Below are 25,277 nucleotides of genomic sequence, written 5' to 3' on the forward strand. Positions count from 1 at the left end.
CCCCCTTCCGCGCTCCTCGGAAGTTGCCTCGCCGCTGTGATGGTGGAGCCGGTCCGGGTGAGCGCCCCTCACCCCGGGCGGATGAGCCCGGCGTCCCGGTACGGGTACCGACGGGACGGCGGGCCGGGAGAGACCGACGAGCCGGAGCAGGAACGAGGTGGCCGGGCGGGTCAGGGCCGGTGCATCGCCACCTCCGGTGAACTGCTCTCCAGGGGTACGGCGTTGGCCGGCACCAACCCGAGCTGCACCGCCGGGCGGGGAAGGGCGGCGTCGAGCACCCAGTCGGCACCGACCCGGGCCCGGTTCGCCGGCATGGCCAACAGGTGGTAACCGCGGGTGACCGCCTTGGCCGGCAGACCGGACAGGGAGAGCTTCAACGGGTTCGCCGCCGCGTCCCTGCCACCCAGGTCGACCACCCAACCCAGGTCGTGGTGCTTGTACGGGCGGCGACGCCCCTGCCCGTAGGAGGCGGCGATGTTGTGGGCGACGAGCTTGCCCTGCCGCTGGGCGTGCTGGGCGGTCATCGCGCACACCTCACCGGGGCGGGCCAGGTCGGGGACCGCTGCGGCGTCCCCGCAGGCGTACACCTCGGGGAAGCCGGGGACGGTGAGGAACTCGTCCACCACCAGTCGGCCCTTCTCGGTGCGCAGCCCGAGGTCGGCGACGAAGGGGTCCGGGCGTACCCCGACGCACCAGACGAGGCTGCACGTGGGGACGTACTCCCCGTCGGTGAGCCGCACCCCGTCGGCGGTGGCCTCGGCCACCGAGGTGCCCATCCGTACGTCGACGCCACGGCGGCGCAGCACCCGGTCGGCGGTCACCGACATCCGCTGGTCCAACTCGGGCAGCACCCGGGGGGCGACGTCCAGCAGCATCCACCGGGGCCGGACGGAGAGCCGGGGCCGCTGGGCCACCAGTTCGTCGGTGAACAGCTGGCCCTGGGCGGCGACCTCGGTGCCGGTGTATCCGGCGCCGACCACCACGAAGGTCGCCCGGGCCTGCTGCTCGGCCGGGTCCTGTGCCTGCTCGGCCAGCTCGATCTGCCGGACGATGTGGTCGTGGAGGAAGAGCGCCTCGGGCAGCCCACGGAAGCCGTGCGCGTACTCGGTGACACCGGGGATGGGCAGCAGCTTGTTCACGCTGCCGACGGCGAGGACCAGTCGGTCGTACGCCAACCGTCCCCGGTCGCCCTCGGGCTGGGTGAAGCCGACCCACCGGTTCTGCAGGTCGACCCGGTCGGCCTCGCCGATGACGACCCGGACCCCGTCGAGGGTCCCGGCGAGCGGCACGGAGATCCGGGTCGGTTCGATGACCCCGGCGGCGACCTCGGGCAGCAGCGGCAGGTAGAGGAAGTAGTCGGTGGAGTTGAGCAGGACGATCTCGGCCCGGTCACGGGCCAGCCGGCTGAGGTTCTTCGCCGCGTGGTATCCGGCGAAACCGGCACCCACGATCACCACACGAGGTTTCGTCATGCCTGAAGCCGTTCCCGCCGATCGACCCGGCAAACGTGGGGGTCACGCGCGATGGCCGGCCCCGGACGTCCGGGGCCGGCCATCGTACGGTCCGGTGATGCGACGCCCCCCGGGTCGCCTCCCGTGCCGTCGGTGCTCGGCGCGGGCCGCCGTCACCGTCCGGCCGGGAGGACCGGTGGGGTCTGCCTCAGAGTCGTTCCTTGACCACCTCGGTCGGGCCGGGCTCGACGTTGCGGGTGGCCCGGAGACTGGTGATGGTCACGATGGTCAGGACCCCGACGATCACGCCGAGCGAGACCAGGGTGGGGATCTCCGGTACGCCGGCCCAGATCCCGTGGGCCCAGTGCAGACCCAGCTTGACGCCGATGAAGGCGAGGATCACGGCGAGGCCGTAGCTGAGGTGGACCAGGCGGCTGAGGGCCGCGTGCAGGACGAAGTAGAGCGCCCGCAGACCGAGCAGGGCGAAGGCGTTGGTGGCGAAGACCAGGTAGGGGTCCTCGGTGATGCCGTACACGGCGGGCACCGAGTCGACGGCGAAGACGATGTCGGTGGCGAAGACGGCGACCACGACCAGGGCCAGCGGGGTCAGGGTGCGCTTGCCGTCGAGGCGGATCACCATCTTGGTGCCGTGGTACTCGTTGGTGACCGGCATGATCCGGCGCAGCAGCCGGACCGACCGCATCTTCGAGATGTCGACTTCCTGCTCGTGCCCGGAGAGGGCGTCACGCAGGAGCTTGATCGCGGTGAGGATCAGGATGATCGAGAAGATCAGGAAGGCGAAGTCCAGGGTCTGCAACGCGGCGGCACCGAGCGCGATGAAGATCGCCCGCAGGACCAGGGCGCCGGTGATGCCGAAGAGCAGGACCCGCTGGGCGAGGGCGCCGGGGACGGCGAAGGCGGCCAGCAGGAGCATGAAGACGAAGAGGTTGTCCACCGACAGGGACTTCTCCACCAGGTACCCGGTGAGGTACTCCAGGCCCTGCTGGGAGCCGAAGTCCCACCAGATCCAGACGGCGAAGGCCAGCGGAAGCGCGACGTAGAACGCCGACCAGCCGAGCGCCTCCCGCATCGACACCTCGTGCGGCTTCCGGGTGACCAGGAAGTCGAGCGCCAGCAGGGCGATCACGCCCGCAATGGTCACCGCCCACATGGTGGGGGTACCGATCGACGTCAGACCGCCGCCGGTGGACGCAGCCGCATACGACATTTCGGACATGAGACCTCCTCGAACACCATTCCATGTTCGAGGTCTCCTTCACCCATTTGTCATGGGCAACCACCCGGGGTGCGCACCAGCGCACCGTACTGACCGGCATGGTTCGTGGGAAGTACTCCCCTCGTCCTGGACCAGGTTAGGACAGGCCGGGTGCGTGTACCAACTCGACCCCGCCAACAATTCCGACGAGTTCGCCTCCGGCCCCACCTGGGTCGACATGGGGTCAACCGGGCGACACCGGCAGTGACCGGTCAGCTCCGGCGTACCAACCGTCCCGCCGCCGCCTCCAGGGGTCCTCGCCGCCACCGGGTCGTCCACCACCGGGCGACCACCACCAGCACCACGCTGAGCGCGGCCCAGAGCCCCAGCACCCACCACGGGGCGGCCTGTCGCCACGCGTGGGCCAGCCCCAGTCCCCAGCCGTAGCAGAGCGCCGCGCAGAGCACGTTCTGCAGGACGTAACAGGACAGGGCGGTACGGCCGACCGCGCCCAGCCCGTCGCGGACCACCCCGGGTCGGCGGGCGCCGTCCACCCACAACCCGACCAGGCCGAGGTAGCCCAGGGCCAGCAGCGGGGCGGAGACGTACCTGTCGAACAGGAACCACTGCGGTCCGGCGAGGGTCGTCGCCGCGTTCAGCGGCAGCCCGACGCCCAGTCCGATCCAGAGCAGCCGCCGACGTCGGACCCGACCCCGGTCGTCGGCGTCGAACACCCCCGCCCGCCACAGCCGCACGCCGAACAGGAAGAGGAAGACGAGCAGCCCGAAGGTGAGGATCGGCTCGGCCCGCAACGCCAGCAGGTTGTCCAGCCGGAAGGCCACCTGGGCGGGCCAGCCCGCCTCGGTGAACTGCGGTTCGGTGCCGGCCCCGCCGTCGCCGGAGACGGTCTGCGGGGCGAGCACCAGGGCGAGGGTGAGCAACCCCATCAGGGCCAGGTGCACCCCGCCGGCCAGGTACATGGCCGCCCGCTGGACCCTGACGGAGCGGGCCAGCAGCCAGGCCACCAGCATCGCGGTGACCGCGTACCCCATCAGCACGTCGAAGGCGAACACCAGCAGGAAGTGCAGGGTTCCCTCGACGAACAGCAGCAGTGCCCGCCACCCGTACCGGCCGGGCCAGGGCCGTCCCCGGGTGGTGGCGCTGCGGTGCTGGATGGCCAGACCGACGCCGAACAGGATGGTGAGCAGGGCGAGGAACTTCCCGTTGGCCAGGAACCGGAACACGCCCTCGACGATCGCGGCGGCGGCCGGTCGGTCACCGGAGAGGCCGACGGCCGCCGAGACGCTCGTGGCGTCGAGGAGGAACCGGGCCTCGCCGCCGGGGGTGGCGAAGATCCAGACGTTGGTGGCGAGGGTCCCCAGGATCGCCACCCCACGCAGCACGTCGAGCAGGACGACCCGACCGGCGGCGGGGGTGGTGGTGGGCGTGGAGGTGGCGGTGGTGGCCATCGGTGTCCCGTCTCGTGGTCCGACTGACCAGGTCAGCGTCCCAGCCGTCGCGCCGCCGGGCCTCGTGCCGGCAGGTGAGATCGGGATACCTCCTTCGAGGGACCTCGGGCGGGTCAGGCGCGGCGCAGGGCGATCCCGGGGGCCAGGGCCGGCTCGACCAGGTCGCGGTAGTCGCGGGGCAACCGGGTGACGATCTCGTCGAACTCGCCGCCGGGGATCGCCTCCCGCAGGGTGGTGAAGACCGCCTGTACGGCGATCCGGGCGGCGCCCTCGTCGACACCGGTGCGGTAGCTGACCCGGGCCACGAACTCGGCCGCCCCGAACCGGTCGGCCGCCTCGGTGTCCGGCGTCGGCCGCAGCATCACCTGCAACGGCCTCGGCAACTGGGTGGCCAGGTCCAGCACCTCCCCACCGGTGAGCCGCTCGGTGAGGGTCTCCAGCGTCGCCCGGGTCAGCTCCACTGCCTGCTCGGAGGAGACCCGGGTACGCCGGGTCACCTGGTCGACGAAGGTGTCGTAGTTCATCCGGTCGCTCCTTCGGTGGGCCGTCGGACACCCGCTGCTGCGGCGGGGGCGGCCCGGGTTCCCGCGTACCGGGGGGACAAACCCCCTCGCGGGTGCCGCACGCCGTCGGCGTCGACTGTGGTCGGGGGCGTGTGGACTGCTTCCGGGTGGGTGGCCGCGCCCCGTCGTGACCGGAACCGAGGTGTCGAGCGACGGGCCCCGAAACTGACAGCGCCCCGGTTCACGAACCGCGAACCGGGGCGCTACAGCAACTCTGTCCCCCAGGGGTCCACGCCCGAACCGGGTCGTGACCGCCGCGAGGGATGTTCGCCCGAACCGGGCGGGCATCTCAGCCAGGACCAGCATACGATGCGCCATCGTCTGAACGGCCGATTCCGGGGAAAGTGTGGGCCATCCCACCTCTTTGATCATGAAGGCCGGCGTCAGTCGACCGGACGGACGCCCCCGTGGCGGTCCCGCACCTTCAGCCTGGTGGTGGGCAGAGTCGGGGCGGGCAGGGGGGCGGCCGGGTCGTCGGCCACCGTGCCGAACCGGGAGGCCCCGGCCATCCACTCCTCCCGGGCGGCGACCACCTCCTCGTGCGAACGGCCGACGAAGTTCCACCACATCACCAGCGGTTCGTCGAAGGGTTCCCCGCCCAGCAGCAGCAACCGGCAGTCGGGGGCGGCGCGCACAGTGAGCCGGTCCCGGCCCGTCCCGAGGTAGAGCAGCGACCCGGGGGCGACAGTGGTCCCGTCGACCTGCGCCGAACCCGCCAGGGCCAGCAGTCCGTACTCGAAGTCCCGGCGCAGGGCGACGGTCGCCGGGGCCGTGCCGCCGAAGGTCAGCTCCGCGCCGACCAGCGGGGTGTGCACCACCGCCGGGGAACGCACCCCGTCGAGGTCACCGACGAGCACGGTGGCGTGCAGGTCCCCGCTGCGCCAGGTGGGCAGTTCGGCGTGGTGGGCGAAGTCCGCCGCCCCGGCCCGCGCGGGGTCGGGCAGCGCCACCCAGAGCTGGACGCCGTGCATGACCGGCGGACGCTCCCGGGGGGAGCGTTCGGAGTGGGCGATGCCGTGCCCGGAGGTCATCACGTTGAGCTGACCGGGACGGATCGACTGGACGTTGCCCAGGCTGTCGCGGTGCACGATCTCCCCGTCCACCAGCCAGGTGACCGTCTGCAACCCGGTGTGCGGGTGCGGCGGCACCTCCATGCCGGGTCGCTGTGCGACGTCGTCGGGGCCGAAGTGGTCCACGAAGCACCACGCGCCCACCATGCGGCGCTGCCGCTGGGGCAGCAGGCGACGGACCGTGGTCCACCGCCCGAGCGGCACGTCGTGGCCGGGCAGCAGGACACTCTCGGGGTCGGTCGGGGCGGCGCCGGCGGGTCGGGTCAGCGCCGGCATCGATTCGGTACGCTCCACCACCCTGACTGTACTGTCAGCTCCCGGTGACGGTCACCGAGTTGGCCCCCGCCACCAGGTCGACCCAGAGTCGGTCGTCGACGCGGTCCCAGTCCGGGGAGCCGACGACGGTACCGGCGGCGACACCGGTCCGACGCTGCTCGTACACCCGGACGGCGGCGGCACCTGATGCGGCCCGTACCCGTGCCGGCAGGTCACCGGTCGACCGGATCAGCAGGTCGCCCACGCCGCCGGACATCCGGACGGTGAGGGTACCGGCGACGTCGGGCAGCCGCAGCTCGGTCCGGCTGGCCCCACCGACCAGCTCGATTCCGGCGGACCGGCCCCGGCTCAGGTCGAGGACCTGCTCGTCGACCCCACCGGTGATCTTCAGCTGCCAGGTGACCCCGGAGTGGAGGACCACGTCGACCACGCCGGGTCCCTCCCGACCGCTGCGCCCGACGTGCAGGTGGACCTGGTCGCCGAAGACCTTGGGTGCGGGGACCACCCCGGCCTCGGGCGGGCTGCTGATCCGGTACAGCCGGTCGCCGAGGTCGTCGGTGCGCAGGGTGAGGGTGGTGACTCCGTCGACGAGTTCGAAGACGGCCTGTCGACGGCCGTCGAGGGGTGCGGTGGCCTCACCGGCGGGCGGCACCGCCGGATCGGGTTCGCCGGCCGGGTCGGCGGGTCCGTCGGGCGCCGGACGGTTCACGCCGGAGAGGTTCTCGGTGGTGTGGTCGGTGGTGGGCAGCATCGCGGCCACGGCGGCGACCCCCACCACGAGGAGCGCCACGACGGCGACGGCCAGCATCCGCATGCCCCGCGACCAGCGGGGCCGGTCGGTGGTGGGGGGCGGGGGCTCCGGGGGACCGGTCACCTCGATGACCCGGCCCGGCACCGGACGCCGGTACATCTCGTGGTCGGCCACCAGTCTCCCCTTTCACCGTCCCCGCTGGACATACGTGCCCAGGACGGGTTCGGATCAATCCGGCGACAGAACACGATTCGGGTCAGCTGTTGTTCCAGTGCTCGGCCACCAGGTCAGCAGCCAGCTTCTCCCACTGCGCGTAATGATCCGGGAACGCCGACACCTGCACCGTCTGCGCAGCCCGCGTCAACGACATCTCCTCCCAACCGTCGACCTGCGCCAGACCCCTCAGGAACGCCGTCGTCGAATACTCCGGATCCGTGATCTGCTCCACCGTCCCCCAACCACTCGACGGACGCTGCTGGAACAGACCCTGCGAATCATGATCGTTACGGTCACCCAGATGACCCAGATTCTCCAACTTCGACTCCTGCAACGCCGTGGCGATCGCCACCACCGCCGCACGCTCGTCCATCCCGGCCTTCTTCGTCGCCGCGATGATCGCCCGCGTGTTCTCCACCTGCTCACCACCCAGATCGATCCGCGACTGACCCGACGGCTCACCATGCGGCAACAACCGACCCTCATCCACCGACCGGGCCTGCGCCACCGCCACCGCATCCACACCACCGACCGCAACCGGCTCCTGATGATTCAACGGACCCGCCGCCAGACCACCCGCGAACGCCAGACCAGCAACACCCAGAACACTCTTGCGCAGCACCGAGTTCATCATCGACAGCTCCATCCGGGGGAACGACACCCACCCACAGGGCAGATGCGGACACCGTCAGGCGCCCAACGAAAAAAGGGGAAAAGATCAAAAGAGGAAACCCGGGCGGGGAGCCACGCTCACCTCGCCGGGTCCATGTCCAACGACCGCCGACCCACAGTCATTCCCGGGTCCACCGGCCCGACCCGCAGGCTGCTCACCACCGGCCGGTGCCACTCGGTCGTACGGAGGGTGTAACGACTCCACCCCCGCCACCATTCCACCCCCCGAGTGCCCCCGACCACACCGCAGAACCGGACATCACGGGCGTCGATGGGACATCCGTACGGGACGACGCCGGTGATCCGGGTCGGGGGTGCACGCAGACGACTGTGGGGACCGACCGGCTGCGCCGGTCGGTCCCCACAGTCGATGTCGGTCAGCGGGTCACCAGAGCTGGTGGACCACGTCGGCCGCCTGCTCCTCCCATTGGGCGTAGGCGTACGGGAACGCCGACACCTGTACGGTCTGCGCCGCAGTGGTCAGCGGCAGGTCCTCCCAGCCGCCGACGTTCTTGAGGGCGTCGAAGAACGCCGTCGACGAGTACTCGGGGTCGGTGATCTGGTCAGGCGTGCCCCAACCGGACGACGGGCGCTGCTGGAACAGACCCTGCGAGTCGTGGTCGTTGTACGCGCCCAGGTGGCCGAGGTTGTACAGCTTCGACTCCTGCAGGGAGGTGGCGATGCCGATCACGGCACCCCGCTCCCCCACGCCGGTGCGCTTGGCCGTCTCGATGATGGTCCGGGCGTTGTCGATCTGTGCGTCGTCGAGGGGGACCCGCGACTGTGCGCCCTCCACCCCGTGTGGGATCAGGTCGTCGCGGGTCGGCTTGGCGGATTCGCTGCGGACCGTGCCGGTCTGCCACGCACCGGTGGTCAGCCCCGACTCGGGCGTACCGGCGGTGCGGGACTTGCCGGTGGCCAGGTCGATGGCGGCCACCGCCCCCTCGTGCGGGGTGGCGGCGAGCGGCGCGGCGACGGCGGTGGGGCCGACGGCGAGGCCACCGATGGCGGCGACACCGACGACGGACAGCGCGGCCTTGCGGTACGGGGTCGTGGCGATGGCGGGGAGCCATCGGGTGAAGTCCGACTTCACGATGGTTGCCCTTTCGATCGTTGCGACGCGCCCGGGGGTGGGCGCGTACCGGGGGACTTGCTGCCGTCAGCGGGTTTGACAGACGGCCGTACGGGAAGGACAACCCCCTCCACCTTGTCGGTCATTCCGGATATGCCGGAGATGGCCCGGCGGCGTGGTCCGGGTCACACCCCGACGTCGACCCGGATCGGACGAACCGGCCGACAGGCACGCAGAAACGACCGGGGTGCCCGGTGACGGTCAGTCGACCGCCCCGGGCGCCCCGGTCGTGCGCTGTCTGCGGCTCGGTGCCCCGCGTCGTCTGGGTCAGTGCCCCCGGGCGATCCACTCCTGCAGGTGCGGGGCCTCGGCCCCGACGGTGGTGCTCTCCCCGTGCCCGGTGTGCACCACGGTCTCCGGCGGCAGTGTCAACAGCCTGGTCCGGATCGACTCGACGATGGTGCCGAAGTCGCTGTACGACCGCCCGGTGGCTCCCGGTCCCCCGGCGAACAGGGTGTCGCCGGTGAAGACGACGCCCAGGTCCGGGGCGTGGAAGCTGCACGCCCCGGGGCTGTGACCGGGGGTGTGCAGGACGTGCAGGGTGGTCCCGGCCACCTCCACGGTGTCACCGTCGTGCAGCTGCCCGGCCGGTGGCACGTCGGGGTGGACCATGTCCCAGAGCACCCGGTCGTCGGGGTGCAGCAGGACCGGCGCGTCGACGGCGCGGGCCAGGCGGGGGGCGAAGCGTACGTGGTCGTCGTGGCCGTGGGTGGCCAACACCGCCCGGACCCGACGACCGGCCACCACCTTCAGGATGGCGTCGACGTCGTGCGGGGCGTCCAGGACGACGCACTCGTGGTCGTCGCCGACCACCCAGACGTTGTTGTCGACGTCGAAGGTCTGCCCGTCCAGGGAGAACGTGCCGGAGGTGACGGCGTGGTCGACACGGGCGGCCATCAGAAGATCACCACCGAGCGGAGGACCTCGCCGTGGTGCATCTTGGCGAAGGACTCCTCCACCTGGTCCAGGGTGATCTCCTCGGTGACGAAGGCGTCGAGGTCGAGTCGCCCCTGCTTGTACAACTCGGTCAACATCGGGAAGTCCCGACCGGGCAGACAGTCGCCGTACCAGCTGGACTTCAGCGCACCACCCCGACCGAAGACGTCCAGCAGGGGCACCTCGACAGTCATCTCCGGCGTCGGTACGCCGACCAGCACGACGGTCCCGGCCAGGTCCCGGGCGTAGAAGGCCTGCTTCCAGGTCTCCGGCCGCCCCACCGCGTCGATCACCACGTCCGCCCCGAACCCGTCGGTGACCGCCTGGATCGCGGCGACCGGGTCGTCCTGCGAGGCGTCGACGGTGTGGGTGGCACCGAACCGGCGAGCCCAGTCCAGTTTGCGGGAGTCGGTGTCCACCGCGACGATGGTGGTCGCCCCGGCGAGGGCCGCCCCGGCGATCGCCGCGTCCCCCACACCGCCGCAGCCGATCACCGCCACCGAGTCACCCCGGGTGACCTGACCGGTGTTCACCGCAGCGCCGATACCGGCCATCACCCCGCACCCGAGCAGGCCCACCGCCGCCGGCCGGGCGGCCGGGTCGACCTTGGTGCACTGCCCGGCGTGTACGAGGGTCTTCTCGGCGAACGCGCCGATGCCCAGCGCCGGGGTGAGTTCGGTCCCGTCGGTGAGGGTCATCTTCTGCGTGGCGTTGTGGGTGGCGAAGCAGTACCAGGGGCGTCCTCGTCGGCAGGCCCGGCAGACCCCGCAGACCGCCCGCCAGTTGAGCACCACGAAGTCACCCGGCGCGACCTCGGTCACGCCCTCCCCGACCTGCTCGACGACCCCGGCGGCCTCGTGCCCGAGCAGGAAGGGGTAGTCGTCGTTGATGCCGCCCTCGCGGTAGTGCAGGTCGGTGTGGCAGACCCCGCAGGACTGCACCCTCACCACCGCCTCGCCCGGCCCCGGGTCGGGAACCACGATGGTGGTGACCTCGACCGGAGCGCCCTTGCTCCGCGACACGACTGCCCTGACCTGCTGGCTCACGTTGCCTCCCTGCTGGTAGCGGGTGTCCCTCCCGCGAACCTACCGCCGATCGGCCGGGTCGGCTCCGCTCACGGGTCAGCCGCCCGCCCCGGAGGGGGCGGCACCGTCGGCGGCGACCTGCCGCCGGGCCGCGTTGCGGTTGCGCACCACCTGGACCACCCCGACCGCCCAGAGGACGTACTGCACCGAGAAGGCCCAGCGGAACGAGTCGAGCGTCGGCGGCCCGCCCCCGCCGGTCAGGTCGAGGACGACGCCGATCGCCAGGACGATCATGATCGAGGCGACGAAGCCGCCGACGTTGACGATGCCGGAGGCGCTACCGATCCGGTGCACCGGGTTGAACGTCCGGGCGAAGTCGAACGCGATCATCGATCCCGGGCCGCTGACCGCGAGCACCAGGACCAGCAGCACCAACAGCCACCGGGGCGCGGGGCCGGGCCAGGCGAGGACCACCGTCCAGGCAGTGGCAGTCGCACCGACCAGGACCAGCACCAGCGAGGAGCGGTGGAAGGGGTGACGGGCACAGAGTTGGGCGATCCCCGGCCCCACCAGCAACCCGGCGACGATCATCACGGTGATCAGGGTGGCGGCTGCGGTCGGGGCCAGTCCCTGCCCCTGCACCAGGAACGGGAAACCCCACAGCAGGGCGAAGATCCCACCGGAGAAGGAGGTGACGAAGTGCGTCCACAGGCCCAACCGGGTGCCGGGGTGGGCCCAGGCGGCGGCCAGGTTCCGACGGACCACGGCCAGGGCGGGCGGCGGTGCGGTGACGACGGTGCGCGGGTTGTCCCGCAGGGCGGCGGCCACCATCAGCGACACGGTGGCTGTCAACCCGGCGGCGGTCAGGAAGGTCCCGCTCCACCCCAACCAGTGCAGCATCGCCACCAGCGGCACCGCACCGGCGACCGCACCGAACTGGCCGAAGGTAGCTGTCAACTGCACCAGCAGCGGGTTGCGCCGCCCGGGGAACCAGACGGCGACGACCCGCAGCACGCTGATGAAGGTCATCGCGTCGCCGAGACCGACGAGCATCCGACCAGCCACCGCCATTCCCACGTCGGTGGCGAGGGCGAAGCAGATCTGCCCGGTGGCCATCAGGGCGGCGCCGACGAGGAGCAGGCGGCGGGAGCCGTACCTGTCGAGCAGCACTCCGACCGGGATCTGCATCGCCGCGAGCACGGCGAGTTGGGCCACCGAGAAGGTCGCCAGGGCTGCGGCGTTGATGCCGAAACGGTCCGTGGCTTCGACCCCGGCCACCCCGAGTGAGCTGCGGTTGAACACCGCCGTGGCGTACGCGGCGAGGGCCACCGCCCAGACCAGGACGGCCCGGCGGCTGACGACGGTGGCCGAGGTGCGACGCCGCACGGCGCTGAGAGGCATGACCCCCATCATCGTCCGGACCGTCCACGGTGGGTCAGGCACCCGCGCCCCGGGTGGCGTGCTTCACGACGGCGACCGGGAGCTTTCCTCGGATCACATCGCCGGACACGCCGCCGCCAGTCGGCAGAACCGCTGCCCGATGGGCAGAATCGACGCATGTCTTCACACCGGTGGTTGCTCGCCGACCAGCTCGGGCCGCACTTCCTCGACGACCCCGACCAACCGGTGCTCCTCGTCGAGGCCCGGGACCTGTTCCGCCGCCGGCCCGTGCACCGGCAGAAGGCGCACCTGATCCTGTCGGCCCTGCGGCACCGGGCGGCCGAGCTGGGCGACCGGGCGGTGCTGCTGCGGGCCGACACCTTCCGTGCGGCGCTGACCCGCCTCGGCACGGCGGTCGAGGTGTGCCACCCCACCACCCGGGCGGCGTTGGCGTTCGCCAGGTCGGCCGGGGTGACGGTCCTGCCGCCCCGGGGCTTCGTCACCGGGCAGGCCGAGTTCGCGGCGTGGGCCGACCGGGGTCGGCGGGTCCGGCTCCGGATGACCGACTTCTACCGCGACGCCCGCCGACGGCACGGGGTGCTGACCGAACCGGCCGGCAACCGACCGGTCCGGTCGGTGCCGCGCCGGGACCGACCGGAGGCACCCCCTCCCCCACCGATCGAGGAGGACGAGATCGACGCCGGTGTCCGCCGGGACCTCGACCGGTGGGCGGACGAGGGGGTCCGGTTCGTCGGCCGGGACGCCCCCCGGCGTCACCCCGCCACCCACGCCGAGGCGCAGGCCCGGCTGGAGCACTTCCTCCGGTACCGGCTGGCCGAGTACGGCAGGTTCGGCGCGGTGATGAGCGCCGACGACCCGGTGCTGGCCCACAGCGTGCTCTCCTCCTCGTTCAACCTGGGCCTGCTCGACCCGGAGCCGGCCGTACGCCGGGCCGAGCAGGAGTGGCGGGCGGGATCGGTTCCCCGCTCGGCGGCGGAGGCGTTCGTCAGGCAGTTGCTCGGCTGGCGTGAGTTCCTCTGGCAGCTGTACTGGTACGTGGAGCCCCGGTGGCGGGCCGACGACTGGTTGCCCGCCACCGAGCCGCTGCCCGGGTGGTTCGCCGACCTCGACGCCGACGCGGTCGAGGCCCGGTGCCTGGCCGACGTCCTGGCCGGGGTCCGGGACCGGGCCTGGGCGCACCACTCGCAGCGGTTGCTGGTGCTCAACAACTACGCCCTGCAGCGGGGCTGGTCCCCGACCGAGTTGGCCGAGTGGTTCCGGTGTTCCTTCGTCGACGGCACCGGGTGGGCGATGAACGCCACGGTCCTCGGCCTGAGCCACTACGCCGACCTGGGGCGGATCGAGACCCGACCGTACGCCGTCGACGGGACCTACGTCGACGAGATCAGCGACTACTGCGGGGGCTGCCGGTACGTACCGGAGCGTGCCGTCGGGGACACGGCCTGCCCGTACACCGGGGGGTTCGAGAGTTTCCTGCACCGCAACCGGGAACGGCTGGTCTCCGACCCCCGGCTGGCCGCCGAACTGGCCGGCCGCGACGACCCGCACCGCCGGGAGTCGGTGCTGGCCCAGGAGGAGAAGCGGGGCGACGACCCGCCGTGACCGGAGGCCGTCACCGGCGGCCGGTGGACGCCCCGTCCCGACGGACGGCCTGCCGGGTCAGGGCCCTGACGACAAGGTCCTGTCCGGTGGTGATCAGCCGACCGTACGAACCGGGCAGGAGGCGGACCAGCAGGTCGGGTACGCGCGCCGACCAGCCGATCAGGACCCGGGGTCGACGGCGACGTACCCCGGTGAGGATCACCTCGGCGGCGCGGGCCGGGTCGATGGTGAGCAGCCGCTCGAACCGGCGCAGCTCACCGGCGACGTCGTCGGCGGGCACGTTGCCGCCCACCCGCGCGTTACGGGCGATCGCGGTCCGGATGCCGCCCGGGTGCACCGAGGTGACGCCGACGCCCTGACCGACCAGTTCGTGACGCAGCGCCTCGGTGAAGCCCCGGACGGCGAACTTGCTCGCCGCGTAGGCGGTCTGCCCGGCCGGGGCGATCAGCCCGAAGGCGCTGGAGACGTTGACCAGGTGGGCGCCGGGCTCGGCCCGCAGCGTCGGGAGCAGTTCGTGGGTCATCTGCACCACCGCCCGGAAGTTGACCTCCATGACCCAGCCGAACTCGTCGAGGGTGATCTGGTCGAACCGCCCGCCGAGGGCCACCCCGGCGTTGTTGACCAGCAGCCGGATCCGGGGGTGGCGGTCCCGGACCAGCCCGGCGACCCGGGCGGTGTCGGCCCGGTCGGCGAGGTCGACGACGTACCCGGTGACGTCGCGGTCGCCGTGCCGACCGCGCAGGGTGTCGACCACTGCGGTGAGCCCGTCGGCGTCCCGGTCCAGCAGGACCAGGTCGCTGCCCCGGCGGGCCAGGGCGGCGGCCAGCGCCGCCCCGATGCCGCTGGCGGCGCCGGTGACCACTGCGGTCGCCCCGGTGAAGTCGAAGGTACGCACGTCAGCACTCCTCGGTCGGCGGGGTCCGGTGTCGGGCGTCGGCGGGTCCGGGTGGGCCGTCGGTGCCGTGGGAGAACCGCACACCGGCGTCGTCGAGCCGGCCGTACCGCATCAGCAGCAGGTCGCGCAGGTAGTTCTGGTGCAGCCGCCAGGGGGTCCGCCGGCCCTGCCGGGGCAGCCGGTCCAGGCTGCGCAGCACGTACCCGGAGCGCAGGTCGAGCAGGGGCGACCGCCGGTCGTCGGGCGGCGGCAGCGGTGTGACGACCCGTCGGCCGGTGCGGTCGAGGTGCCGGAGCAGTCGGCAGACGTACCCGGCGACCAGGTCGGCCTTGAGCGTCCAGGACGCGTTGGTGTACCCGACGGTCAGGGCGAGGTTCGGCACCCCGGAGAGCATCATCCCCTTGTACGCGACGGTGTCGGCGGGATCGACGTCGACGCCGTCGACGGTGAGGGTCATCCCGCCGAGGACGAGCAGGTCCAGCCCGGTGGCGGTCACCACGACGTCGGCGGGCAGGTGCGTACCGGAGGAGAGCCGGACACCGTCGGCGGTGAAGGTGTCGATCCGGTCGGTCACCACCGAGGCCCGACCGGCGGTGATCGCGGTGAACAGGTCACCGTCGGGGGCCACGCAGATCCGCTGGTCCCACGGGTCGTAGTCGGGTGAGAAGTGTCTGTCGACGTCGTACCCGGGGGGCAGGTGTCGTCGTGCGGCCCGCCGCAGGACGCGGCGGGCCAGGGCCGGCGCTCGTCGGCTGAACCGGAACCCGGCGGTGGACAGCAGCACGTTCTTCCACCGCACCAGCTGGTACGCCACCCGCTGCGGCAGTCGGCCGCGCAGGGCGTCGGCGAGGGCGTCACGCGAGGGCAGCGCCACCACGTAGCTCGGGGACCGTTGCAGCATGGTGACGTGGGCGGCCCGTTCGGCGAGGGCCGGGACCAGGGTCACCGCGCTCGCCCCGCTGCCGATCACCACCACCCGTCGGCCGGTGTGGTCGAGGTCGGCGGGCCAGTGCTGCGGGTGCACCACCCGCCCGGTGAACCCGTCGAGGCCCGGCAACGGCGGGGTGTACCCGGCCTCGTGGCGGTAGTAGCCGGTGCAGACGTACAGGAAGGAGCAGGTCAGCGTGACCGACTCGGCGGTGTCGTCACGGTGGGCGTGCACCGTCCAGCGGGCTGTCGCACCGTCCCACTCGGCGCGCCGCACCCGGTGTCGGAGACGGACGTGCTCGTCGACCCGGTACTCCCGGGCGGTCTGTCCGACGTATCGGCGGATGCTCTCCCCGTCGGCGATGGCCCGGGGGTCCGTCCACGGCCGGAACGAGTAGCCGAGGGTGTACATGTCGCTGTCCGACCGGATGCCCGGGTAGCGGAACACGTCCCAGGTGCCGCCGAGGGCGGCCCGCGCCTCCAGCACCGCGTACGTCTTTTCCGGGCAGGACCGGCGCAGGTGGCAGGCGGCCCCGATGCCGGAGAGGCCGGCACCGACGATGAGCACGTCCACGTGGTCGCCGGTCATCTCGCCTCCCGGGTGCCTGCCTGCGGACCGTAGCCGCTCCCGTGCCGCCGTCGTCCGACCCCGGTGCTGTCGGGCAGGGGACGGCGCCGGTGGCCGAACTGTGCCACCCTGATCGGCGTCGATGCCGACGTCGGGGGTGAGGGCGACGCTACAGCTGTCGGGGTTGGTCGTGCACGTCGGAGCGGCACCTGTCTACCTGACGGTGCCGGCCGGTGGGATCGCCGCCCTGCTCGCCCCGGACCGGCGGTCGAGCACCACGACGGCCCGGGTGGTGGCCGGTCTGGCGCCCGCCGTGGCCGGTCGGGTCCGGGTGGCCGGGCGGGACGTCACCGACCAGCCGCCCGCCCGCCGCCAGATCGGGTACGTCCCCGCCGGTGGGGCCCTGCTGCCCCACCTCTCGGTGCGTCGCAACATCGAGTACGGCCTGCGCAAACGCGAACGGGTCGTCAAGATCTCCGACGACTGGGTGGACAGCGTCGTCGAGCAGTTGAACCTGGCTCCGACCCTGGACCTGTTGCCGCACCTGCTCTCCGACGCGCAGCGGTTCCGGGTGGCCCTGGCCCGCGCTGTCGCCGGCACACCGGAGGTGCTGGTGGTGGACCTTCCCGGCACCTCCGTACGCCTCGGGCGGCTCGCCGACCTCCTGCCCCGGCCCGAGCCGTCGGCGAGGTGGGAGAGCGCGGTCCTGGTGTGTTCGACCGACCGTCGGGGGTTGACCGACCTGGGCATCGCCGACCCGACGGAGGTCGGGCCGGTGACGGGGAGCAGCCCGCCCGGGGCGGCCGGGTGACCGGGGTGCCGCGCCTGAGTCGACGGGGCCTGCTGCGGTCGGTCGTCGCCGTCACCTCGGCGTCCGGGGCGGCGGCCTGTTCCGGGCAGGACCGGGCGGTCCGGGTGGCAGTGGTGTGGAGCGCCGACGAGTTGGCCCAGTTCCGGGCGGTGTTGCGCGGGTTCCCGGGTGCCCCGGTGCGGGTGACCAGCACCGGGGAGGACATCGACGCGTTCCTCAACGCCCGGCGTCTGGCCGGTACCAGCCCCGACGTGGCCATCCTGCCCCGCCCCGGACTGGTCACCGAGTACGCCCGACGCGGGTGGCTGGCACCGGTGCTGCCGACCGCCACCTACCGGTCCCCCACCGGGCTCACCGAACTGCTGACCTACCGGGGGGTCGGGTACGGCGTCTGGGTCAAGGCAGCCCACAAGTCGCTGTTCTGGCACCTGCCGTCCCGGTTGCCCGAGCGCCCCGACACCTGGGACGCCCTGGTGGGGCTCACCCGGCGGCTGGGTGCCCTGGCCGTGCGGGGCGCCGGGCCCGCCCCCCTGGCCGTCGGGGCAGCCGACGGGTGGGTGCTGACCGACTGGCTGGAGAACGTCCTCGCCGACGTCACCACCCCCGAGGAGTACGACCTCCTCGCCCGGGGCGAGGCCGACTGGCGGGAACGGCCGGTGCAGGCGGCCCTGCTGCGTCTGGCCGACCTGTGGGGTACGCCGGGGGCCTTCCCCGGCGGGGGCAGGCGGGCGCTGCTCACCCAGTTCCAGGAGTCGGTGATCCAGGTGGTCCACCAGCGGGAGGCGGTGATGGTTTTCGGTGCCGACTTCGCCCGGGGGGTGGCCCGCGCGTTCGGCCGCGACGGCGAGGAGCCGGCGACGTTCCGATTCCCGGCGGCGAACGCCGCCGACGAGCCACCGCTGCTCGTCGGCGGAGACGCCGCAGTCGCCTTCACCGGGTCCGACCGGGGGGTGGCGCTGGTGCAGTGGCTCACCGAGACCGCCTCGTTCGCGCCCTGGCGGCAGGCCGGCGGATACCTGTCGCCGGACCTGAGCGTGCCGCTGCGGGAGTACGCCGACGGTCCCACCGGTGACCTCGCCCGGGAGCTGCACGCCGCCGCGAGTCCCCGGTTCGACCTGTCCGACCGGCTGCCGTCCCCGTTCACCGGCACCGACGGGGTCGGGATCTGGCGGATCATGCAGGACTTCTTCGCCGACGTCACCGCCGGTGCGCCCCCGGCCGGGGCGGTCAACCGGACGACCGCCCTGTTGGCGGCGGCGGCGCAGGACACGGAGCGCGGACGGTGAGCCGGCCGCCCGTCCTCGGCGAGCTCGTCGTCCTCGACGACGTGGGTCGCCCCCGACGCGGTCGGGCCTATCCGGCGGCCGGTGGCACCTCGGCGCTGCTGCTGCCCGCCGTGCTCCTGCTGGGGTCGCTGTTGCTCTGGCCGGTGCTGCGTACCCTGCACGCCAGTGTCACCACCGACGGCCGGTGGGTGGGGACGACCCACTTCCGTGACGCCTTCGCCACCCCGGGGGCCGGGGCGGCGGTGGGCCGTACGCTGCTGTGGGCGGTGCTGGTGCCGGCCGTGGTGACCACCCTCGGCTACCTGCTCGCCACCGCCTCCCGACGGACGGCGGAGGGGGGTCTGGTCCGGCTGATCCTGGTGCTGCCGATCGCGCTCCCGCTGGTCGTGACCGCTGTGACCTTCCGGCTGCTGCTCGACCCGGCCCCCACCCGGGGGCTGGTCGCCCGGGTGCTCGGGGCGGTCTGGCCCGGCCCGGTGGACACGGTCCCGCTGCCGCTCGGTCCCGGGTTGGTGACGGTGTCCCTCATGGCGGCGTTCGTCTGGGCCTGGGTGGGTCTGGCCGTGGTGATGTTCCGGGCCGCCCTGGAGGCGGTGCCGCCCAGCCTCGCCGACGCGGTCCGGGCCTTCGGCGGCAACCGGCGCGACGTGCTCTGGGACGCCCAGTGGCGGCCACTGCTGCTGCGGACGGTGGCGGTGGTCTTCGCCCTGGTGGCGATCGGGGCCAACCGGTCCTTCGACCTCATCCTGACCATGGCGCCCGGCTCGGTACGCGACGAGGCCGCCGTACTGGCCGTCCGGGTCTGGCAGACCTCCGGTGGCACCACCACCGGCCCGGGTGCCGCCCTGGGGGTGATCTGGCTGGCCGCCGTGGCCGCCGGCATGTCGGTGGCGGCGTTGTTCATCAGACAGGCGTGGCCTCCCCCACGGCCCGCCGACCCGCCGGAGGTCGACCCGACGCACCCACCGTCACGCCGGTTGCGGCTGGTCACCGCCGGTGCCGCGATCGTCTGGCTGGTCCCGTTGGGGGTCCTCGTCGCGACCTCCCTGCACGCACCGGTGGACGCGGCGGCGCACGGCTGGTGGAGCACCCCGCCGAGCCTCGACTCCTACGCGTCCGTCCTCACCGACCCGGACCTGTGGCGCAGCCTGCTGTTCACCCTGCTGCTCTCCACCGGCGTCACGGTGGCGGTGCTCGGCGTCGCGCTGCTCGCCGCCTATCCCCTGGCCTGGTTGACCGGCCCGCCGGCGCAGCTGACCGGGGTGTTCCTGACGGCGGCGGTGGTGGTGCCCGTCCAGATGATCGCCGGTCCGGTCAACGAGGTGCTGGGCGCGGTGTACTCCTCCGGGACCACCCACGGTCTCGCCCTGGTGCACGTGGCCCTGGGGGTGCCGTTCGCGGTGCTGGTGCTGCGCAACGCCTTCGCCGACCTGCCGGCCGAGCAGGTACGCGCCGCCCGGCTCGGCGGCCGACACTGGTGGGGCACCCTGCGGGAACTGGCCCGGCACAACCGGTCGGCAGTCGTCGCGCTCGGCGTCCTGCAGTTCGTCGGGGTGTGGAACGACCTGGTGGTGGGGCTGCTGTTCAACGCGGCGGAGACCGCCCCGCTGGGGATGTTCCTCTACGGCCAGGCCCGGCACTTCGTCGCCAACAGCGGGGTGCTGGCCGCCGGTTCGGTGCTCGCCTCGATCCTGCCGGTGCTGCTGGTGGTGGCGGCCCGCCGGCACCTGGTGACCGGGCTGGTCTCCCGGGGGATCCGATGACCGGGTCCCGACGACCCCGTTGGCCTGCGGCGGTCGCGGTGCTCACCCTGGTCGGTGGGGTGCTCGGCAACGTGGCGAGCAACCTGCTCTCCGAGCTGGCCGACACCCTGCTCGGTCCGGCGAGCATCGCGGTGGCGGTGGTCGGTGCGGTCGCCGCCGTGGTGATCGAACTGCGTCGGCGACGGACCGAACGCACCGATCCCGCCGACCCGACCGACGTCGTCACCGCGCCGTCGACGGGAGCACCCACCCTGCCCTACCCGGCCGGGTTCACCGGGCGGGTCGGGCAGGTCGACGCGGTCGTGACCCTGCTGCGGACCACACACGCGGTGGCGGTGGTGGGTCGGCGGGCGGTCGGCACGTCGGCCTGCGCGGTGCAGGCCGCGAACCTGTGCCGCGACGAGTTCCCCGACCAGCAGTACTACCTCGACCTGCGGCGGGGCGGTCGGCAGCGCTCGCCTCGCGAGGTGCTCACCGCCCTGGCCCGGATCCTGGGCACCACCGCCCCCGCCGGCGAGGGGGTCGACGACCTGGAGGCCGCCGCCGACGAGCTGCGTTCGCACCTCGACGGACGTCGGATCCTGTTGGTGCTGGACAACGTCGACCGGCCGGAGCAGGTGCGGGCCCTGCTCCCGCCGGCCGCCCGGACCTGTCGGCTGCTCCTGGCCGGGACGCCCGGACTGGCCGCCTGCGAGGGGCTGGTCCCCTACTGGCTCGAGGAACCGGACCGGGCGGACGCCGTGGAGTTGTTCGCCGCCGCCGGGGGTGCCGTCTCGGCCGCCCGACGGCACCTTCCGGACCCGCGTGTCGACCCGGCGGTCGCCGAGATCGTCGACCTGTGCGGGCGGCAGCCCCGGGTCGTGCGGGCGCTCGGCTACCGGACCGCCCAGCACGGGTGGCGCTACACCGACGTCCGGGACAACCTGCGGCACGTCGCCGCCGCCCCGCCACACCAGCGGACACCGGTCTCCCCGGCGGTACGCCTGGTGACCGACCGGGACACCGCGTACCACGCGCTGTCGTGGCAGGCGCGACGGTTGTTCCGGCTGCTGTCGCTCAGCCCCGCCCCGCTGGACCGGCCGGCGATCGGGGCCCTCGCCGGTCGACCGCGTCGGCAGGTGGCGGCCCTGCTCGACGAGTTGGCCGCCGCGGCCTTCGTCGGTGGGGCCGCCGGTGACAGGTACGACCTCCGTCCGCTGCTGGTGCCGTACGCCCGGTTGCACCTGCGCAGCGCCGACACCGTGGGACGGCGGGTCGCCGCCCAGGCCCGACTGACCCGCCACCTGGCCCGGCGGGCCGAGCGCCACGCGGCCAACCTCCAGCTGACCGGGGCGCTGCTGGGCCGGGAACGGTCGCTGCTGCCGGACGACGATCCGTACGCCTGGTTCGACCTGCACCAGGATCTGCTCCTGGCGGTGGTGGGGGTCCCGGCGGGGGCTGCCGACACGCTGCCCCGGCGGGTCCGTCGATGGTGGTTCCGGCTGGCCGTGGCGCTCTGCGGGTGGCTGGCCCACGCCGACCGGTTCACCGAGTGGCAGAAGGTCTGCGACCTGGTCCTGGCGACCCCGACGGCCGGTGACCGGCCGAGGATCGCCGGGTGGGCGCACAACGAGCTGGGGGTGTTGCGTCGGCGGCAGAACGACCCGCACGGTGCCGCCGCCGCGCTCACCCTGGCGGTCGCCGAACGCGGCCGACGGGGCACCGCGCAGGCCCGGATGAATCTGGGGCTCGCCCTGCTCGACCTGGGTCAGGTCGACGACGCGGTGGAGCATCTGGAGCTGTCCCGGCGGCACCGGTCGGGGGCGGACCGCTCGGGGCACGCGTTGACCGACCTGGGTCTGGGAGCCGCCCGGCTGACCCGGGGTGAACCGGAGGCCGCCCACCACCACCTGGTACGAGCGGCCAACACCTTCCGGTCCCTCGGGGACGCCCGGGGGTACGCGGCGGCGTTGACCAACCTGATGCTGGTGTACCACCGGCTCGGGGAGCATCTCGACGCGGCGCAGGCGGGGCGGGCGGTGCTGGACGAGGAGAACGCCGGCCCGGCGATCCGGGCCGGTGCCCTGCTCAACGCGGGAGCGATCCTGTTCGCCAGGGCGACCGAGGACACCGGGCCGGACGGATCAGCACGGTCGGTGGGGGTCGACCGGCGACGGCTGGTGGAGTCCTACCGGCTGCTGACCCGCAGTCGCCTGCTGCGGCACGGCCGTCCGTCGCAGGGGTCGGGTCGCACCCTGCTCTGCCTCGGTGACGTGGCGACGGCGCTGGGGAAGCCGGCGGTGGCCCGCCGACACTGGTCGCGGGCCGCGCAGGTGTACCAGGAGATCGGCGACGCGGGCGGGCGGGCACAGGCGCGACAGCGGTTGTCCGACGGCTGACCGGTCGGGGCGGTGGTCCCCGGGTGGGTGGGAGGCGGGACACTTGTCGTACCCGGCAGGTCGTCGGGGCAGCGAGTCGAGGGAGCCACCGCAGCGTGCCCGAACTGCCGCTTTCCGTCCCCACCGGCCCGGGTCACGGCGCCGAACTGCGGGCAGACTGTTCCCGCTGCTTCGGGCTGTGCTGCGTGGCACCGGCCTTCGCCGCCTCGGCCGACTTCGCGATCGACAAACCGGCCGGGCAGCCCTGCCCCCACCTGGGTGGAGACTTCCGCTGCGGTACGCACGACCGGCTGCGGGACCGGGGGTTCGCCGGGTGCACCGTCTTCGACTGCTTCGGTGCCGGTCAGCAGGTCGCCCAGGTCACCTACGGCGGGCGCAGTTGGCGGGACGATCCGGACACCGCGCACACGATGTTCGAGGTGTTCGCGGTGATGCGTCAGTTGCACGAGTTGCTCTGGTATCTCACCGAGGCGTTGGCGCTGCGGCCTGTCGAGCCGATCGCGGGTGAGCTGCGGCGGGCGCTGGCCGAGACGACCCGCCGGAGCGAGGGTTCCCCGCAGGAGTTGCTGGCCCTGGACGTGGCCGCCCACCGGGCGGAGGTCAACGGGTGGCTCTCCCGCGCCGGTGACCGGGCCCGGGGCCGGGGCGGACTGGACCGGCGGGGTGCCCACCTGCTCGGGGTGGACCTGCGCCGTACCGACCTGCGCGGGGCGAACCTGCGGGGGGCGGTGCTGCTCGGCGCCGACCTGCGCGGGGTGGACCTGACCCGGGCCGACCTGACCGGTGCCGACCTGCGGGGTGCCGACCTGCGGGGCGCGGACCTGCGCCGGGCGCTGTTCCTGCACCAGTCGCAGCTCGACGCGGCGCGGGGTGACCGGCGTACGGTGCTGCCGCCCCGCCGGATCCGACCGCCGCACTGGTCCGCGCTGCCCCTGACCCCTCTGGGCGGGCCGCCCGGCGCGCGGCGACGGTGACGGTGGCCCTGAACCGCGTTTGGTGGCCGTCCGGACGGGCAGAACTGCGGCATGACCAACGAACACCGTACGGATCAGGCGGCGACCGACGAGCCCGACGGCACCACCGCGTTCGAGGCCTCCCTGCGTCCGCCGGGTGAGTCGCTGCACACGACCGAGGACACCGGCGACGACTTCGCGGACCTGCCCGCCGAGGACCGCCGTTCGGCCCGGGAGACCAGCCGGGCCGGGTACGACGTGGCGGCGGTCTCCGGGACCGAGGATCCGATGTTGGAGGACCAGACCTGACCGGGGAGTCCTCTTCGAGTCGGTGCGACAGGTCGGCGAGACGGATCCGACGGCTTCCCGGAACGTGCCGGGGAGGCCGGGGCGCCGGGCCGCAGCGCCGGGGGGAGACGCTGCGGCCCGACGGGTTCAGGTGATCCGGATCGCGCCGGAGGGACACAGGGCGGCGGCCTGCCGGATGCGTTCGTCGCTCTGCGGGTGTGGTGCGGCGTCGCGGAGCAGCACCAGACCGTCGGAGTCGTCCTGGTCGAAGACCTCGGGCGCGGTCAGGACGCAGTTGCCCGACCCGCAGCAGGTGTCCCGGTCCACGGCGATCCGCAGCCCGGTCGCCGTCATCGCCCGGTCGGTGTGGGTCACCAGGTCACCGTCAGGGCGTCGAGGCCGAACACGATCGACCGGTCCCGGACGGCCAGGTCCTGCGGGTCGTCGAGGACCCGCAGGTCGGGCAGGCGTCGGGCCAGTTCCACCAGGGCGATCCGCAGCTCGGCGCGGGCCAGCGGCTGCCCGATGCACTGGTGCACCCCGAACCCGAAGGCCACGTGTTGGTGGGCCTGCCGGTAGGGGTCGAAGCCCTCCGGGTCGTCGAAGACCTCGGCGTCGCGGTTGGCCACCGAGACCAGCACCACCGCGCCCTCCCCGGCCCGGATGAGCCGGCCACCGATCTCGACGTCCTCGGTGGCGACCCGGAACAGTCCGGTCCGGACGATGCTCAGGTAGCGCAGGAGCTCCTCGACCACGCCGGGGGCCCGGTCGGGCTCGTCGCGCAGGAGGGCCCACCGGTCCGGGTGGCGGGTCAGCAGCAGGACACTCAGCCCGATCATGTTGGCAGTCGTCTCGTGGCCGGCGATGAGCAGGAGCAGCGCCATGCCGACCAGTTCGTCGACGTCGAGTTCCCCGGGCTCGACCCGTTCGCGGACGAGGCGGCTGAGCAGGTCGTCGGAGTCGCCGGGGTGGGCTCGTTTCGCCTCGATCAGGGCCCGGACGTAGTCCCGTAGTTCGTCGACGGCGCTGCGGACCAGGTCGGAGCTCATGGTGGCGTCGAGGAGGGTGCGGCTGCGGGACTGGAAGAAGTCGTGGTCGGCGTAGGGAACCCCGAGCAGGTGGCAGATCACCATGGACGGCAGCGGCAGGGCGAAGGCCGACACCAGGTCGGTCGGAGGGCCGGCGGCGGTCAGGTCGTCGAGGGTGTCCTGGACGGTCTGCTCGATCAGCGGCTCGATCCGTCGGACGTTCTTGATCATGAACTCGGCGGTCAGCATCCGCCGCAGTCGGGTGTGCTCCGCGCCGTCCATCTGGAGGAAGGCACCCTTGCGGTCGGCCTCCGACTGTGGGGGCAGCGGGCGCAGGAGCGGGAAACCGGGTCGGCTGAGGTCGGAGCTGAAGGCCGGGTGACGGAGCAGTTGCCGGACGTCGGCGTGTCGGCTCACCAACCACGCGCCCGCCCCGGTCGGGAGCCTGACCCGGGTGACCGGCCCGACCAGGCGCTCCCGGTCGGCGTCGTCGAGCAGGGCGAACGGGCCACGAGCCCGGTTGATCGGTGGCCACTCGGGCAGCTCGGCCTCGACGGTGGAGGGCAGGACGGTAGGGGTCACCGGGGACACCTCCCACAA

22 protein-coding genes are annotated in these 25,277 nt (G+C 73.0%); 7 read left to right on the plus strand and 15 right to left on the minus strand.

Going from position 1 to position 25,277, the window contains the following annotated elements; all coding sequences use genetic code 11:
• Window positions 1-170: 170 nt before the first annotated feature.
• The 11 genes from WHN02_RS19880 to WHN02_RS19930 all read right to left on the minus strand — a co-directional run bounded on the left by WHN02_RS19880 (window position 171) and on the right by WHN02_RS19930 (window position 12,178).
• Window positions 171-1,472 carry an NAD(P)/FAD-dependent oxidoreductase gene (locus tag WHN02_RS19880; protein ID WP_434740211.1) on the minus strand — a complete coding sequence of 434 codons (1,302 nt, stop codon included), beginning with the start codon at window positions 1,470-1,472 and terminating at the stop codon, window positions 171-173.
• Window positions 1,473-1,659: 187 nt separating this feature from the next.
• Entirely contained in the window at window positions 1,660-2,688 is a 1,029-nt protein-coding gene (locus WHN02_RS19885; RefSeq protein WP_434740212.1) for a TerC family protein, read from the minus strand.
• A 251-nt stretch (window positions 2,689-2,939) separates the two neighbouring features.
• A complete protein-coding gene (locus WHN02_RS19890) occupies window positions 2,940-4,136 on the minus strand; it encodes a DUF418 domain-containing protein (protein WP_434740213.1) in 1,197 nt (398 codons plus the stop codon).
• Window positions 4,137-4,249: 113 nt separating this feature from the next.
• The gene (locus WHN02_RS19895; RefSeq protein WP_434740214.1) at window positions 4,250-4,660 is read right to left on the minus strand and encodes a DUF2267 domain-containing protein; all 411 of its coding nucleotides are present in this window, start codon (window positions 4,658-4,660) and stop codon (window positions 4,250-4,252) included.
• A 422-nt stretch (window positions 4,661-5,082) separates the two neighbouring features.
• Window positions 5,083-6,063 (minus strand): pirin family protein, encoded by a 981-nt coding sequence (locus WHN02_RS19900; protein WP_434740215.1) that lies wholly within the window; start codon window positions 6,061-6,063, stop codon window positions 5,083-5,085.
• A gap of 16 nt (window positions 6,064-6,079) precedes the next feature.
• Window positions 6,080-6,970, minus strand: coding sequence for a hypothetical protein (locus WHN02_RS19905; protein WP_434740216.1), 891 nt, complete (start codon window positions 6,968-6,970; stop codon window positions 6,080-6,082).
• Between the two features lie 82 nt (window positions 6,971-7,052).
• Window positions 7,053-7,643, minus strand: a complete 591-nt coding sequence (locus tag WHN02_RS19910; RefSeq protein ID WP_434744014.1) for a hypothetical protein — start codon at window positions 7,641-7,643, stop codon at window positions 7,053-7,055.
• A gap of 426 nt (window positions 7,644-8,069) precedes the next feature.
• Window positions 8,070-8,777, minus strand: coding sequence for a hypothetical protein (locus tag WHN02_RS19915; protein ID WP_434740217.1), 708 nt, complete (start codon window positions 8,775-8,777; stop codon window positions 8,070-8,072).
• Between the two features lie 306 nt (window positions 8,778-9,083).
• Window positions 9,084-9,713 carry an MBL fold metallo-hydrolase gene (locus WHN02_RS19920; protein ID WP_434740218.1) on the minus strand — a complete coding sequence of 210 codons (630 nt, stop codon included), beginning with the start codon at window positions 9,711-9,713 and terminating at the stop codon, window positions 9,084-9,086.
• Window positions 9,713-10,798 carry an S-(hydroxymethyl)mycothiol dehydrogenase gene (locus WHN02_RS19925; protein WP_434740219.1) on the minus strand — a complete coding sequence of 362 codons (1,086 nt, stop codon included), beginning with the start codon at window positions 10,796-10,798 and terminating at the stop codon, window positions 9,713-9,715. The genes WHN02_RS19920 and WHN02_RS19925 overlap by 1 nt, the downstream gene beginning before the upstream one ends.
• A 75-nt stretch (window positions 10,799-10,873) precedes the next feature.
• Window positions 10,874-12,178 (minus strand): MFS transporter, encoded by a 1,305-nt coding sequence (locus tag WHN02_RS19930; protein WP_434740220.1) that lies wholly within the window; start codon window positions 12,176-12,178, stop codon window positions 10,874-10,876.
• Between the two features lie 156 nt (window positions 12,179-12,334).
• On the opposite strand from WHN02_RS19930, the gene WHN02_RS19935 reads away from it, so the two are divergent.
• Window positions 12,335-13,780 carry a cryptochrome/photolyase family protein gene (locus WHN02_RS19935; RefSeq protein WP_434740221.1) on the plus strand — a complete coding sequence of 482 codons (1,446 nt, stop codon included), beginning with the start codon at window positions 12,335-12,337 and terminating at the stop codon, window positions 13,778-13,780.
• Between the two features lie 10 nt (window positions 13,781-13,790).
• On the opposite strand, the gene WHN02_RS19940 is transcribed toward WHN02_RS19935, so the two are convergent.
• Both WHN02_RS19940 and WHN02_RS19945 read right to left on the minus strand, forming a co-directional pair.
• A complete protein-coding gene (locus WHN02_RS19940; RefSeq protein ID WP_434740222.1) occupies window positions 13,791-14,675 on the minus strand; it encodes an SDR family NAD(P)-dependent oxidoreductase in 885 nt (294 codons plus the stop codon).
• 1 nt (window position 14,676) lies between these two features.
• Window positions 14,677-16,191 (minus strand): flavin-containing monooxygenase, encoded by a 1,515-nt coding sequence (locus WHN02_RS19945; protein WP_434740223.1) that lies wholly within the window; start codon window positions 16,189-16,191, stop codon window positions 14,677-14,679.
• A gap of 169 nt (window positions 16,192-16,360) precedes the next feature.
• Here WHN02_RS19945 and WHN02_RS19950 point away from each other — a divergent pair, with 169 nt between their 5' ends.
• The 6 genes from WHN02_RS19950 (at window position 16,361) to WHN02_RS19975 (ending at window position 23,670) form a co-directional block, all read left to right on the plus strand.
• Window positions 16,361-16,981 carry an ATP-binding cassette domain-containing protein gene (locus WHN02_RS19950; protein WP_434740224.1) on the plus strand — a complete coding sequence of 207 codons (621 nt, stop codon included), beginning with the start codon at window positions 16,361-16,363 and terminating at the stop codon, window positions 16,979-16,981.
• Between the two features lie 5 nt (window positions 16,982-16,986).
• Window positions 16,987-18,267 carry a hypothetical protein gene (locus WHN02_RS19955; protein WP_434740225.1) on the plus strand — a complete coding sequence of 427 codons (1,281 nt, stop codon included), beginning with the start codon at window positions 16,987-16,989 and terminating at the stop codon, window positions 18,265-18,267.
• Entirely contained in the window at window positions 18,264-20,030 is a 1,767-nt protein-coding gene (locus tag WHN02_RS19960; protein WP_434740226.1) for a hypothetical protein, read from the plus strand. Before WHN02_RS19955 ends, WHN02_RS19960 begins: the two co-directional genes overlap by 4 nt.
• Window positions 20,027-22,408: a hypothetical protein gene (locus WHN02_RS19965; protein WP_434740227.1), complete on the plus strand. Its 2,382-nt coding sequence runs from the start codon at window positions 20,027-20,029 to the stop codon at window positions 22,406-22,408. Before WHN02_RS19960 ends, WHN02_RS19965 begins: the two co-directional genes overlap by 4 nt.
• Before the next feature lie 95 nt (window positions 22,409-22,503).
• Window positions 22,504-23,382 carry a pentapeptide repeat-containing protein gene (locus tag WHN02_RS19970; protein WP_434740228.1) on the plus strand — a complete coding sequence of 293 codons (879 nt, stop codon included), beginning with the start codon at window positions 22,504-22,506 and terminating at the stop codon, window positions 23,380-23,382.
• Between the two features lie 51 nt (window positions 23,383-23,433).
• On the plus strand, window positions 23,434-23,670 hold the full coding sequence (locus WHN02_RS19975; RefSeq protein WP_350899972.1) for a hypothetical protein: 237 nt from the start codon (window positions 23,434-23,436) through the stop codon (window positions 23,668-23,670).
• 126 nt (window positions 23,671-23,796) lie between these two features.
• Here the strand turns inward: WHN02_RS19975 and WHN02_RS19980 are convergent, their stop codons facing one another.
• Window positions 23,797-24,024 carry a ferredoxin gene (locus WHN02_RS19980; RefSeq protein ID WP_350899970.1) on the minus strand — a complete coding sequence of 76 codons (228 nt, stop codon included), beginning with the start codon at window positions 24,022-24,024 and terminating at the stop codon, window positions 23,797-23,799.
• Window positions 24,021-25,259, minus strand: a complete 1,239-nt coding sequence (locus WHN02_RS19985) for a cytochrome P450 (RefSeq protein WP_350899968.1) — start codon at window positions 25,257-25,259, stop codon at window positions 24,021-24,023. The genes WHN02_RS19980 and WHN02_RS19985 overlap by 4 nt, the downstream gene beginning before the upstream one ends.
• Window positions 25,260-25,277 lie beyond the last annotated feature (18 nt).

The sequence above is a fragment of the Micromonospora sp. SH-82 genome (assembly GCF_051132485.1).
In the GTDB taxonomy this organism is placed as follows: Bacteria; Actinomycetota; Actinomycetes; order Mycobacteriales; family Micromonosporaceae; genus Micromonospora.

Excerpts from the sequence above, each read along its gene's own strand:
- WHN02_RS19880 (WP_434740211.1), bottom strand. The coding sequence starts at position 1,472 with ATGACGAAACCTCGTGTGGTGATCGTGGGTGCCGGTTTCGCCGGATAC.
- WHN02_RS19885 (WP_434740212.1), bottom strand. The coding sequence starts at position 2,688 with ATGTCCGAAATGTCGTATGCGGCTGCGTCCACCGGCGGCGGTCTGACG.
- WHN02_RS19890 (WP_434740213.1), bottom strand. The coding sequence starts at position 4,136 with ATGGCCACCACCGCCACCTCCACGCCCACCACCACCCCCGCCGCCGGT.
- WHN02_RS19895 (WP_434740214.1), bottom strand. The coding sequence starts at position 4,660 with ATGAACTACGACACCTTCGTCGACCAGGTGACCCGGCGTACCCGGGTC.
- WHN02_RS19910 (WP_434744014.1), bottom strand. The coding sequence starts at position 7,643 with ATGAACTCGGTGCTGCGCAAGAGTGTTCTGGGTGTTGCTGGTCTGGCG.
- WHN02_RS19920 (WP_434740218.1), bottom strand. The coding sequence starts at position 9,713 with ATGGCCGCCCGTGTCGACCACGCCGTCACCTCCGGCACGTTCTCCCTG.
- WHN02_RS19930 (WP_434740220.1), bottom strand. The coding sequence starts at position 12,178 with ATGCCTCTCAGCGCCGTGCGGCGTCGCACCTCGGCCACCGTCGTCAGC.
- WHN02_RS19935 (WP_434740221.1), top strand. The coding sequence starts at position 12,335 with ATGTCTTCACACCGGTGGTTGCTCGCCGACCAGCTCGGGCCGCACTTC.
- WHN02_RS19945 (WP_434740223.1), bottom strand. The coding sequence starts at position 16,191 with ATGACCGGCGACCACGTGGACGTGCTCATCGTCGGTGCCGGCCTCTCC.
- WHN02_RS19965 (WP_434740227.1), top strand. The coding sequence starts at position 20,027 with ATGACCGGGTCCCGACGACCCCGTTGGCCTGCGGCGGTCGCGGTGCTC.
- WHN02_RS19975 (WP_350899972.1), top strand. The coding sequence starts at position 23,434 with ATGACCAACGAACACCGTACGGATCAGGCGGCGACCGACGAGCCCGAC.